The organism is Pseudomonas sp. JUb42, from assembly GCF_024807945.1.
In the GTDB taxonomy this organism is placed as follows: Bacteria; Pseudomonadota; Gammaproteobacteria; order Pseudomonadales; family Pseudomonadaceae; genus Aquipseudomonas.
This window is the reverse complement of sequence record NZ_JANUFD010000016.1, coordinates 182,993-195,045: the sequence shown is the minus strand read 5'-3', so window position 1 is coordinate 195,045 and position 12,053 is coordinate 182,993. Positions and strand designations below refer to the sequence as shown.

Here is a 12,053-nt window from a genome sequence, read left to right as displayed (position 1 = left end):
GCCAACGGGCGTGAGCCTTGATAACGCGCATCAAGAGTTTGCTGACATTCAACACGGGAGAGGTCTCGTTCATACGTTCCGGCACAGTAGCGTACGCCGCCATATGGCGCAATATCGCCGTACCCGGCGGGCGTGGCGAGGGACAATTGTGCGCAAGATTTCGCCTGTTGTAACGCATCAGATACGGAAAAAATCAGGGTATCGGCCAAATTCCGGACGCTGCTGACGCAAGGCGTCATACCGGCTGGACGCAGAGCGATTGTTGGCTACTTTTCGTAGGGCATAAAAACAACGAGACAGGATGTTCTCAATGACCAAATCCCTGATATCCCTGCCCTTGGCCGCTTGTGCACTGAGCCTGGCCTGTTCTTCGGTATTCGCCGCATCCTGGCCCTACTCGACCATGATCGTATTTGGCGACAGCCTGGCCGATGCCGGGCAGTTCCCTGATGTCGGTGGCCTGCAAGGCGCTACCCTGCGCTTCACTAACCGCACCGGCCCGACTTATCAAAACGGCAGCGGCGAGTTCTTCGCCCTCAATTCCTCGACCCTGCTGGGCAGTCACCTCGGCGTGGCCGCTGGCGACCTGGGCGCGTCTACGTCGCCGGTCAACGCCGCACTGGGCCGGGCGGACGGCAATAACTGGGCGGTGGGCGGCTATCGCACGGACCAGATCTACGATTCGATCACCTCGCAGTCCCGGGTCAGCGATAACAGCAGCGGCACTGAAGTCTTGCTCAGAAGCCGTACCGGCTATCTGCCTGCCAATAATTTCCGCGCAGACCCCAATGCCCTGTACTACCTGACCGGTGGCGGCAACGACTTTCTGCAAGGCCAGGTGACCAGTCTCGGTCAGGCGGTGGGCGCCGCCGATCAACTGGCTGCCAGCGCCCAGGTTCTGCAACAGGCAGGGGCGCGTTACATCATGGTCTGGCTGCTGCCGGATATCGGCCAGACTCCAGCAGTCTCCGGAACACCACTGCAACTGCCTTCGACCCTGCTCAGCGGCGTGTTCAATCAGGAACTGGTCAGACAGCTAGGGCAGATCGACACCAACATCATTCCTCTGAACATACCGCTGCTGCTCAAGGAAACCCTGGCCGACCCGGCGCGCTTCGGTCTGGCAGCCAATCAGAATCTGGTCGGCACTTGTTTCAGCGGCAACAGCTGCGTGCAAAACAGCCAGTACGGCATCAACAGCACTACGCCCGATCCGAGCAAGCTGCTGTTCAACGACGGCGTACACCCTACGGTCACAGGGCAGAAACTGATCGCTGACTACGCTTACTCCCTCCTCGCCGCACCGTGGGAAACCACCCTGCTGCCGGAGATGGCCAATGCCTCCCTGCGCGCACAGCAAGACGAACTGCGTGCACAGTGGCTGGCCGATTGGGGTAACTGGCAGGCGGTGGGTCAGTGGCAGCCGATCGTTTCAGCCAGTAGTCAGAAGCTCGATATCGACGCCCAGAGCAATTCCGCCAGCGCCGACGGCCATGGCTATAACCTGACGGCAGGCGGCAGCTATCGCCTGGCTGAAGACTGGCGAGCAGGAATGGTCGCCGGTGCCTATCGGCAGAATCTGGAAGCCGGCGAGCGGGACTCGGACTACAAGCTCAATAGCTATATCGCCACGGCGTTCCTGCAATTCCAGGCCAATCATTGGTGGGCCGATCTGTCGGCGTCCGGCGGGCGGCTTGATTATGCCAACGCCAAGCGCAAGTTCGCCCTGGGCGTCAGCGAAGGGGCGGAAAAGGGTGATACCGATGGCAGCCTGTGGGCCTTGAGCAGCCGTCTCGGTTTCGATATCGCCGGCGCCAGCAGCCCTTGGCATCTGTCGCCGTTCATCAGCGCCGACTATGCCCATATCGATGTCGATGGCTATTCGGAGAAAGGTTCGCGCTCGACAGCCCTGAGCTTCGATGACCAGACCCGCAAGTCACGGCGCGCGGGCGCAGGGCTGCAAGGCAAGTTCCAGCTGTCGCCCGCAACCTCAGTGTTCGGTGAGATCGCCCATGAGCGTGAATTCGAGAACGATCAACAAGACGTGACCATCGCCCTCAAGAGTCTGCCGTTCAACGACTTCACCCTCACCGGCTACACCCCGCAACGCAGCCTGAACCGCGCCAGCCTGGGCGTGGCGCAGAAGCTTGGTCGGGATGTGACCTTGCGTGGCGGGTATAACTGGCGCAAGAACGATGACATCACCCAGCAAGGGGTGAATGTGGCGGTGAGTCTGGATTTCTGACACTCAGCCTTGTGGTAGAGAACTGTGGGAGCAGTTGTGGGAGCGAATTTATTCGCGAAGGCATTATTGCAGCGCATGCAAATGCATCGATTTGCTGGCCTTTTCGCGAATGAATTCGCTCCCACCGAATTCACCGACACCTTACACGGTGTGTATTTCGCAGCCCCCGGATTACCCCTCAGCCGTCTGCTCAGCCAACGCCACGGCCTTGAACATCGCGCGGCGTTTGTTCAGGGTTTCTTCCCATTCCAGTACCGGCACCGAGTCGGCGACGATGCCGCCACCGGCCTGTACATGCAACTCGCCGTTCTTGATCACGGCCGTACGAATGGCAATGGCGGTGTCCATGTTGCCGTTCCACGCCAGGTAACCCACGGCACCGCCGTAGACGCCACGCTTGACCGGCTCCAGCTCATCGATGATTTCCATCGCGCGGATCTTCGGCGCACCGGACAAGGTGCCCGCCGGCAAGATCGCCCGCAGTGCGTCCATCGCCGTCAGCCCACTTTTCAGTTGGCCGGTGACGTTGGAGACGATATGCATGACGTTGGAATAACGCTCGATGACCATCTTCTCGGTCAACTTGACCGAACCGATTTCCGAGACGCGCCCGGTGTCGTTGCGGCCCAGATCGATGAGCATCAGGTGCTCGGCGATTTCCTTGTCGTCGGACAGCAGATCGACTTCCAGCGCGTGATCGGCTTCCTCGGTAGCGCCGCGCGGGCGCGTACCGGCAATCGGGCGCACGGTGATCAGGTTGTCTTCAACTCGTACCAGCACTTCCGGCGAACTGCCGACGACATGGAAGTCGCCAAAGTTGAAGAAGTACATGTATGGCGTCGGGTTGAAGCAGCGCAGCGCCCGGTACAGATCGATGGGCGCGGCCTTGAAGTCGATGGACATGCGTTGCGACGGCACCACCTGCATGACGTCACCGGCCAGGATGTATTCCTTGATGGTGTCAACCGCGCGCTCGTAGTCACCCTGAGTGAAGCTGGAGCGGAACACCGGATCGGCCGCCTGCGGGCGACTCAGGTCCAGGCCGCGACGCGGGGTGATCGGCTGGCGCAGCTTTTCCATCAGCTCTTCGAGACGAGCCAGGCCGCCTTCGTAGGCATCCGGTTGGGCAGGATCGACCAGTACGATGGCGTGCATCTTGCCCGCCAGGTTGTCGAATACGACAACGGCATCGGACACCATCAGCAGGATATCCGGCACGCCCAGCGGATCCGGATTGCGGTTCTTACCCAGGCGTTTTTCGACGTAACGCACGCAGTCATAACCGAAATAACCCACCAGACCACCGTTGAAGCGCGGTAGGCCGGCAATGGTCGGCACCTTATAGCGAGCCTTGAAGGTTTCGACGAAGGCCAGCGGGTCGTCCGACTCCAGGCTTTCGATCTCGACGCCATCGTGGGTCACGCTGATCTTGTCCTCATGGGCACGCAAAACGGTGCGGCACGGCAGGCCGATCATCGAGTAACGGCCCCACTTCTCGCCGCCTTGCACCGACTCCAGCAGATAGGAGTTCGGCTCGTCGGCGAGTTTGAGATAGATGGACAGAGGGGTGTCGAAGTCGGCCAGTGTTTCCAGGGCCAACGGGATGCGGTTGTAGCCTTCAGCGGCCAGACGCAGGAATTCTTCGCGGTTCATGAACAGCCTCGTGGTGTGAGGTTAAACAGTCAGTCAGGCAAACGGAGCCGGTCATCCGGCCAGATACAAGTCAGGCGCGCCAACGCCAACGGGCCAGGGCCTTGATGACTTTCATCCAGAGTTTGTGAGTGACAACCACGATGGATTCTCTAAAGGAGGGGGCTTGAACAGGAGGCAACGTTATCTCAGCGCCTTCTTCTAAGCAACCGGCAGAGCTACCGGGAATCAGCTTGCGCAGATCGTCGATGACTAGCGCCGGGGACTCCTCGGATATCGGACGACCATGGTTATAGCCATAGCTCATGCCGACACAGGCAACACCCGCCGCCTTGGCCGCCAGCACATCACTGCGCGAGTCGCCGACGAACAGCGATTGCGAAGCCGGGATATTGGCCATTTTCATGACGAAAAACAGTGCCGCCGGGTCGGGCTTCTTCTGCGGCATGGTGTCGCCGCCGATGATCCAGCGGAAGAAGCGCCCCAGTTTCATCTCATCCAGCAGCGGCGCGACGAAGCGCTCCGGCTTGTTGGTGATCAAGGCCATTTCCACGCCCATTTTCTGCAGCCACTTGAGGGTCTCGCGCACGCCGGGATAGACCACGGTGAATTCATGCTTTTCGGCATAGGCCTCCATGAACAGCTCCAGGCCCTGCTCGGCCAGGGCGTCATCGACGCCGCTGTGCTCGATATCATTGGCCAGGGCGCGGCGTACCAGGATCGGCGCACCGTTGCCAACCCAGTGCCGCACCGCCTCAAGCCCGGCAACCGGACGGCCAAGCGCCAGCAGCATCTTGTCCACCGCCACGGCCAGGTCCGGCACCGAGTCGACCAGGGTGCCGTCCAGATCGAACATGATCAGCTTCGGCAGACGGCCGGGGAACAGCGTTTCGAAGCCGCTCATGCGCGAGCTGACGCCAGTTCGCTACGCATTTTGTCGATGACTTCCTTGTAATCGGGGGCATTGAAGATGGCCGATCCGGCGACGAAGGTGTCGGCACCGGCAGCAGCGATCTCGCGGATATTGTTGACGTTGACGCCGCCGTCGATCTCCAGGCGGATTTCACGCCCAGAAGCATCGATCAAAGCACGAGCTTCGCGCAACTTGTTCAGAGTGCCGGGAATGAATTTCTGCCCGCCAAAGCCCGGGTTGACGCTCATGAGCAGGATCATGTCGACCTTGTCCATGACGTATTCCAGCAGGTTCAGGGGCGTAGCCGGGTTGAACACCAGACCGGCCTTGCAACCGCCTTCCTTGATCAACTGCAGCGAGCGGTCGATGTGCTGGGTGGCTTCAGGGTGGAAGGTAATGTAGGTCGCACCGGCTTCGATGAAGTCGCCGATGATGCGATCCACCGGGCTGACCATCAAATGCACATCGATGGGCGCCGTGATGCCGTATTTGCGCAATGCCGAGCAGACCATCGGACCGATGGTCAGGTTAGGCACGTAGTGATTGTCCATGACATCGAAGTGAACGACGTCGGCGCCCGCGGCGAGAACATTATCGACTTCCTGGCCCAGGCGGGCGAAGTCAGCGGAAAGAATCGACGGAGCAATGTGGAAGGGCTGCATGACGCACCTTTTAAGCTGGAATCACGGTGGCGCGCATTGTACCTCATGGCAGCCTGCGGGGCTTCTGTGTCGAATGTAGCGCCCTCTTCGCGGATGAATCCGCTCCCACAGAAAGCACACAGATCTGTGGGAGCGGATTCATCCGCGAAGGCATTAGCTCAATCAACGACGGTCTCAGCCACCGTCCGCACTGCAGGCTTCACCGGTTCCGGCTTGATATCCGGCACCGGCAGATCCTTGGCAAAGGTGCCGTCATTCTCGCCCTTGAAGAAATTCTTGCCGTAGATCAGCAGGCACAGCACCACGCCAATGGCGAACGCCCAGCTGGCGCCCTTGATGGCCAGTACCGCGCCGATCACTCCGGCAATCCCCAGGTCGCGTTGGCTGCGGGCTTCAAGGATTCCCAGACGCACGCTGACATAACCCTGAATCAACAGGGTCAAGGCCAGGGCCACACCCAGAATGGGCTGTACCAGGGTCACCACCGGCAACAACAGCAGGCCGGTATTGGTGCCCCAGCGGAACGAGCCGACGCCGCCGATGATCGATTTCATCGCCTTGGGGCCGCCCTTGAAGCGTTCGATGACCACTACCAGCATGGCCGCCCATTTCGGCCCACACATGGCAACATCCGGGCCGAAGATACTCATGAAGGCGTTGCGCGCGCCGAAGATCAGGTGGGCGCGGTCCGGGTTGTAGTCGACGTTCTCGTCGGTGCGGATGTGCTCGGCTTCATCGAGCAGCGACTTGGCGCTGAGCACGTCACCGAAAACGATGATGTACACCGCCAGCATGGTCGGCAGCGCCGAAATGAACATCGACAGCGGCGGCATGCCCAAACCGAACACCGTGTAGTTGCTCCACAGCCCGGCGAAGTCCGGCTTGCTGATGCCCCACTGGATGGTTGGCCATGGCGCCTCACCGAACAGCGGCGCAACCACCACTGCCAATAGAACGATGGGCAGGATGCCGAGCTTGGCGAAGTTCCACCAGAAGCGATTGCGCTGTTTGAGTGCGTTGAAGTGCTGGGAAAAGATCAGGTAGAAGGCGATGCCCACGGTGATGGAGATGGTCCACGGCAGCACGTTGAACTTGCCGCCGACCTGGAACACCGCGCTCACCGCACTAAGGCCCGCGCCGACGATAATCCCTGACTTGATCGCCGAGGGCACGTACTCCACCACCTTTTTCGCCATCCCCGTGGCACCGAGGGCGATGGAAAACACCCCGAGCATCAGCTGGAAGGCAATCAAGGCATGCACGCGCTCCGGGCCGATGGGGAACTGGGCGCAGTAGGCCATCAGCAGCGGCACCGCCGGGGTGATCCAACCGGGCACCGTGGGGTCGCCAAGCAGATGGTGAGTCAGGTACAGCAAGCCATTGAGCATGACCACGGCCAGGGCCACTTCGAAGGGCATGCCCAACAGTTCGGTCATCAGCGGGATGGCGGCCAGGTCCACGGCGCACATCAGCAGGCCTTGCAGGTAGTCCGGCAATTCGAACTTGTAGTGGATCAACGGAAGGCGGACCTTGAACGGCCCCAACGGAATGTACGGGCTCTCGCGACCCACGGAATCTTTGGACATGAACAGTACCTGTTTATTGGTTTTATAAGGCAATGCGCCCGACACCAGAGTGTCGGGCGGCGATGTGACGTGGTGGGTCTCAGTAAGCGGCGCGGTAGATCTTCTCGATATCAGCCGCAGTCAGCTTGCGCGGGTTATTGCGCATCAGCCGGTCGATCTTGCTGGCCTCCTCTGCCATGGCCGGAATCGCGTCTTCCGGCACATTGAAGCTGCGCATGCCCCGTGGGATGTCCACAGCGACGCAGAGATCGGTCATGGCCTGGACCGCCAGTTCAGCAGCCTCCTGATCACTCAGGTGGGCAACCCGCACCCCCATGGCTTCGGCGATATCACGGAAGCGCTCGACGCAAGCCATCTTGTTCCACGCCATGACGTAAGGCAGCAGCAAGGCGTTGCTGACCCCATGGGCAATGTTGAAGCGCCCGCCCAACGGATAAGCCAGGGCATGCACGGCGCCGACCCCGGCGTTGCCGAAGGCCATGCCGGCCATCAGGCTGGCGGTAGCCATGTCTTCGCGGGCCTGCAGGTTGGCCGGGTTGGCGTAGGCCTTGGGCAGCGCCTTGGCGATCAGCTTGATCGCGCCCAGGGCCAGGGAGTCGGTGATGGGCGAAGCATTGACCGACAGGTAGGACTCGATGGCGTGCACCAAGGCGTCGACACCACTGGCGGCCGTCACACTGCGCGGACAAGTCAGGGTCATGGTCGGGCTGACCAGTGCGACGTCGGGCAGCAGGTAATCGCTGACGATGCCCTTTTTCAGCTGCGCCTGTTTGTCGGAGAAGATCGCCACATTGGTCACCTCCGAGCCGGTACCGGCCGTGGTCGGAATGGCAATCAGCGGTGGCCCCTTGCGCTTGACCTGATCGACACCGAACAGCTCGGCCAGGGGCCCGTCGTGCCAAGCAAAGGCGGCGACACCCTTGGCAATGTCGATGGCGCTGCCGCCACCGACGCCAATCAGGCCGTCATGCCCGCCTTCGCGGTAGGCGCGGGTGCAATCTTCGACAATGGAGATCTCAGGCTCGGGTTTGACCTGATCGAAAATCTTGTACGGGCGGCCACCCAGTTGCGCCAGGGCAATGTCCACGGTGCCGGAAGTGACCAGAATGGCGTCGGTCACAATCAACGGATTGGAGATATTCAAGCGGGTCAGTTCGGCGGCCAGTTGCTCGATGGCGGCGGGGCCGGTCAGCAACTTGTTGGCAATCTTGAAAGCGGAAACGCTCATCGGCTCGTCCTTTATTAGTTGTTATGACGTCGAGCATGAATAGCCAAAGCCGTGCCAAAACGCGCAAAGCCCCGTGGCACAAGGGCTGGCGTGATTCAGCAGGGTAATTGAAGGGTTGCAGCGAACAGTTTTCTGATCGCTGGAGCGGCTTTGATTGAAATCCTAATCAGAGCGTTCCCAGCGCTTCATCTTCTGCACCACTGTGGCCTGACTCACACCCAGGGCCTTGGCCGCCTGACGCGTGGTCTTGTGCAGTTGCAGCGCGGCGCGAATCGCCGTGCGCTCGGCGTTCTCCAGCACCTTGCGCAACGGCAGGCGGCTATCGTCGGCGTGCTGCGGGTCGAGGTTGAGGATTTCTTCCGGCAGATCCAGAGCCTCAATGACCTCGGTACGAGTGGTCACCACCAGGCGCTCGACGATATTGATCAGCTCGCGGATATTGCCCGGCCAAGCGTAATCGCAGAGCAGGTCCAAGGCTTCGAGACTCAACTGCACCTGGCGCTGATAGCGCTCATTGCAACTGGCCAGGTAGTAATGCAGCAGCAGCGGGATTTCTTCGCTGCGCTCGCGCAGGGCGGCGATGCTGATCGGCACGACGTTGAGGCGGTAATACAGGTCGGCACGAAAACGTCCCTCGGCCACCAGTTGCTTGAGGTCGTGGTGAGTGGCGCTGATGATGCGTACATCGACCTCCTTCAACTCCAGAGCACCCACCGGGATAAAGCGATTCTCTTCGATGACCTTGAGCAGCTTGACCTGCACTGGCAACGGCAAGTCGCCAATCTCATCGAGGAACAGAGTGCCGTGGTTGGCCAGTTCCAGCAGGCCGCGCTTGCCCTTGGGACCCGCCCCGGTAAAGGCGCCGGGGGCATAGCCGAATAGCTCGGCCTCGATCAGGTTCTCCGGCAACGCCCCGCAGTTCAGGGCCAGGAATGGCTCCTTGGCGCGGCCGCTGGCATTGTGGATGAACTGCGCCACCAGGGTCTTGCCGACGCCGGTCTCGCCTTGCAGCAAGACTTTTACATCAGTGGCAGCCACCTGTCGGGCCAGGGCGAATACGCGCCCGGAGACTTGCTGATCGGCCATCAACGGGGAGTGCAGAAGGCTGTCACGCTGTCCTGCATGCAGGCGCGCCGTGCTGCTGCGCAGTTGCTTGAGCTGTTGCAGCTCATCGCGTTCGTGCTTCATGCGCAGCAGTTCGGTCATGTCGCGTACAGTGCTGACCACATAGCGAATGCTGCGGTCGGCGGCAAGAATCGGCGTAGCGCTGACCAACAATTTCTTGCCCTGGCTGAGGCTCTGCATCACCGAAATCGGCTTGCCTTCTTGCAACACCCGCAGCGACGCCGACTGGGAAATCACCCCATCCTTGACCAGTTCCTGCATGGGGCGGCCGATCAAGTCGGCACTGTCCAGACCGGTGAGCCGCTCGTAGGCACGGTTGACCTTCAGCGTCTTGCCATCGCCATCGGTGATGTAGACACCGTCATGCAAGGCATCGAGCAGTTCTTCGAAACTGGGGTCGTTGAGGTTCACCGAGGGCTCCGTGGCGCAATTGTGGGAGCGAATTCATTCGCGAAGAGGCCAGATCAGCCAATATACCTTGATCGGCTGATCACCTTTTATTCGCGAATGAATTCGCTCCCACAGAATTCGCCTCAGATCTGCCCTGGGACCCTACTCGGCAGCAGTACGCATTTTCTCACTGCGCCCACGCAGCCATTCCAGCACCAGCAACAGCACGATGGAGAAGGCAATCAGCAGGGTCGCCGCCGCAGCAATGGTCGGGCTGAGGTTTTCGCGGATGCCGCTGAACATCTGCCGAGGCAGGGTGGCCTGCTCGGGACCGGCGAGGAACAGGGTCACCACCACCTCATCGAATGAAGTCGCGAAGGCGAACAGCGCACCGGAAATTACCCCCGGAGCAATCAGCGGCAGGGTCACCCGACGGAACGCGGTCACCGGCGAAGCGCCCAGACTGGCCGCAGCCCGGACCAGGTTGTAGTTGAAGCCCTGCAAAGTGGCCGACACGGTGATGATCACGAAGGGCACACCCAGCACCGCATGCACCAGGATCAGCGACGTGTAACTGTTACCCAAGCCCAGCGGGGCGAAGAACAGGTAGCTGGCAACACCGATGATCACCACCGGCACGACCATCGGCGAAATCACCAGGGCCATCACCAGGGACTTGCCGCGAAAGTTGCCGCGGGTCAGACCGATGGCCGCCAGGGTGCCGAAGACCATGGCCAGGATGGTCGCGGCCGGGGCTACGATCATGCTGTTCTTCAGGGCGCGCATCCACTCGTTGGAGCCGAAGAAGTCCTGATACCAGTGCAGGGAAAATCCTTGCAGCGGGTAAACCAGAAAGCTGCCGGAGTTGAACGACAACGGCACGATAACCAGCACCGGCAGCACCAGGAACAACAGCACCAGGCCACACAGGATACGCAGGGCGTAATACCAGACGCGCTCTACGGGTGACGTGTAAGGACTCAGCATGGTGACTCTCCTCAGCTCAAACGCAGGCGGCTGGCGCCGACCAACCAGCTATAGATCAGATAAAGCACGATGGTTGCCAGTAACAGCAGGCCGCCCAGCGCAGTAGCCATACCCCAGTTGATACTGGTGTTGGTGTAGAACGCGACGAAGTAGCTGACCATCTGATCGTTCGGGCTGCCCAACAGCGCAGGGGTGATGTAGTAACCAATGGCCAGGATGAACACCAACAGGCAACCGGCACCGACACCGGCATAGGTCTGCGGGAAGTACACCCGCCAGAAGCTGCGGAACGGCGGGCAACCCAGCGAGATCGCGGCACGCATGTAAGTCGGGGAAATGCTCTTCATCACGCTGTAGATCGGCAGGATCATGAACGGCAGCATGATGTGGACCATGGAGATGTACACGCCGACCCGGTTGAACACCAGTTCCAGCGGCTTATCGATGATGCCCATGGCCATCAGCGCACTGTTGATCAGGCCACTGGATTGCAGCAGCACGATCCACGCGGCAACCCGCACCAGAATCGAGGTCCAGAACGGTAACAGCACCAGGATCATCAGCAGGTTGCTCTGCCGTGCCGGCAGGTTGGCCAGCAGGTAGGCCAGCGGATAGGCCAACAGCAGGCAGATCACGGTGATCACCAGTCCCATCCAGAAGGTACGGGCGAAGATGTCCAGGTAGATCGACTGGTCAGGGGTCGCGGCGGCCACTTCGCCCAGATCATCAATCCGGTGGTCAACGGCAGCCAGCAGGTAATACGGAGTGACGCTACTGGTGTTGCGGCGAATCGCCTGCCAGTACGCCGGATCGCCCCAACGCTCGTCGAGGGCTTCCAGGGCTTCCTTGTAGGACGCTGGCTCTTCCTTGAACGGCAGTGCACGGGCGGTTTTGGTCAACAGGCTGCGATAGCCTGCCAACTCGATATTCAGACGCTTGGACGTTTCGCCCAGGGTCGAGTTTTTGCGGGCTTCGCCCAGGTCCACGCTCAGCGCTTTATAGACCGGCTCGGACGGCAAGCCTTTGCCATCCCATTTTTTCACTTCGACAACGGTGTTCGGCAAGCCATTGACGACTTCCGGGTTGCCCACGCTCTTGAAGAGCAGTGCTGCAATCGGTACCAGAAACACCAGCAGCAGGAAGATGACCAGGGGTGCAATCAGGGCCTGGGCCTTCCAACGGTTGACCCGCTCGGCGCGAGCCAGGCGTTGCTTCAAGGTGGGGCTGGCGCCTTCAGTCAGGGGCACGGCGGTGGCCATAGCGAACT

The 12,053-nt window shown here is 60.6% G+C and carries 9 protein-coding genes; 1 reads left to right on the top strand and 8 read right to left on the bottom strand.

What is annotated here, in order from left to right:
- The first annotated feature begins 310 nt into the window (after window positions 1–310).
- The gene (estP, locus tag M2401_RS27590; RefSeq protein ID WP_259108471.1) at window positions 311–2,245 is read left to right on the top strand and encodes an esterase EstP; all 1,935 of its coding nucleotides are present in this window, start codon (window positions 311–313) and stop codon (window positions 2,243–2,245) included.
- 171 nt (window positions 2,246–2,416) lie between these two features.
- Here estP and trpE read toward each other — a convergent pair whose 3' ends face one another.
- The 8 genes from trpE to M2401_RS27550 form a co-directional block, all read right to left on the bottom strand.
- Complete coding sequence (gene trpE / locus M2401_RS27585; protein ID WP_259108469.1) at window positions 2,417–3,898, bottom strand: anthranilate synthase component I; 1,482 nt, start codon at window positions 3,896–3,898, stop codon at window positions 2,417–2,419.
- A gap of 70 nt (window positions 3,899–3,968) precedes the next feature.
- Complete coding sequence (locus M2401_RS27580; protein ID WP_259108468.1) at window positions 3,969–4,799, bottom strand: phosphoglycolate phosphatase; 831 nt, start codon at window positions 4,797–4,799, stop codon at window positions 3,969–3,971.
- A complete protein-coding gene (rpe, locus tag M2401_RS27575) occupies window positions 4,796–5,470 on the bottom strand; it encodes a ribulose-phosphate 3-epimerase (protein ID WP_259108466.1) in 675 nt (224 codons plus the stop codon). Before rpe ends, M2401_RS27580 begins: the two co-directional genes overlap by 4 nt.
- 158 nt (window positions 5,471–5,628) lie before the next feature.
- Window positions 5,629–7,056, bottom strand: coding sequence for a hypothetical protein (locus M2401_RS27570; protein ID WP_259108465.1), 1,428 nt, complete (start codon window positions 7,054–7,056; stop codon window positions 5,629–5,631).
- Between the two features lie 79 nt (window positions 7,057–7,135).
- Window positions 7,136–8,284 (bottom strand): iron-containing alcohol dehydrogenase, encoded by a 1,149-nt coding sequence (locus tag M2401_RS27565; RefSeq protein WP_259108463.1) that lies wholly within the window; start codon window positions 8,282–8,284, stop codon window positions 7,136–7,138.
- Window positions 8,285–8,446: 162 nt separating this feature from the next.
- Window positions 8,447–9,820 (bottom strand): sigma-54-dependent Fis family transcriptional regulator, encoded by a 1,374-nt coding sequence (locus tag M2401_RS27560; RefSeq protein ID WP_259108461.1) that lies wholly within the window; start codon window positions 9,818–9,820, stop codon window positions 8,447–8,449.
- Window positions 9,821–9,961: 141 nt separating this feature from the next.
- Window positions 9,962–10,786, bottom strand: coding sequence for an ABC transporter permease (locus M2401_RS27555; protein ID WP_259108459.1), 825 nt, complete (start codon window positions 10,784–10,786; stop codon window positions 9,962–9,964).
- A gap of 11 nt (window positions 10,787–10,797) precedes the next feature.
- Complete coding sequence (locus M2401_RS27550; RefSeq protein WP_259108457.1) at window positions 10,798–12,045, bottom strand: ABC transporter permease; 1,248 nt, start codon at window positions 12,043–12,045, stop codon at window positions 10,798–10,800.
- Window positions 12,046–12,053: the final 8 nt, after the last annotated feature.

Coding starts and splice junctions, on each gene's coding strand:
- estP (WP_259108471.1), top strand. CDS start 311: ATGACCAAATCCCTGATATCCCTGCCCTTGGCCGCTTGTGCACTGAGC.
- trpE (WP_259108469.1), bottom strand. CDS start 3,898: ATGAACCGCGAAGAATTCCTGCGTCTGGCCGCTGAAGGCTACAACCGC.
- M2401_RS27580 (WP_259108468.1), bottom strand. CDS start 4,799: ATGAGCGGCTTCGAAACGCTGTTCCCCGGCCGTCTGCCGAAGCTGATC.
- rpe (WP_259108466.1), bottom strand. CDS start 5,470: ATGCAGCCCTTCCACATTGCTCCGTCGATTCTTTCCGCTGACTTCGCC.
- M2401_RS27570 (WP_259108465.1), bottom strand. CDS start 7,056: ATGTCCAAAGATTCCGTGGGTCGCGAGAGCCCGTACATTCCGTTGGGG.
- M2401_RS27565 (WP_259108463.1), bottom strand. CDS start 8,284: ATGAGCGTTTCCGCTTTCAAGATTGCCAACAAGTTGCTGACCGGCCCC.
- M2401_RS27555 (WP_259108459.1), bottom strand. CDS start 10,786: ATGCTGAGTCCTTACACGTCACCCGTAGAGCGCGTCTGGTATTACGCC.
- M2401_RS27550 (WP_259108457.1), bottom strand. CDS start 12,045: ATGGCCACCGCCGTGCCCCTGACTGAAGGCGCCAGCCCCACCTTGAAG.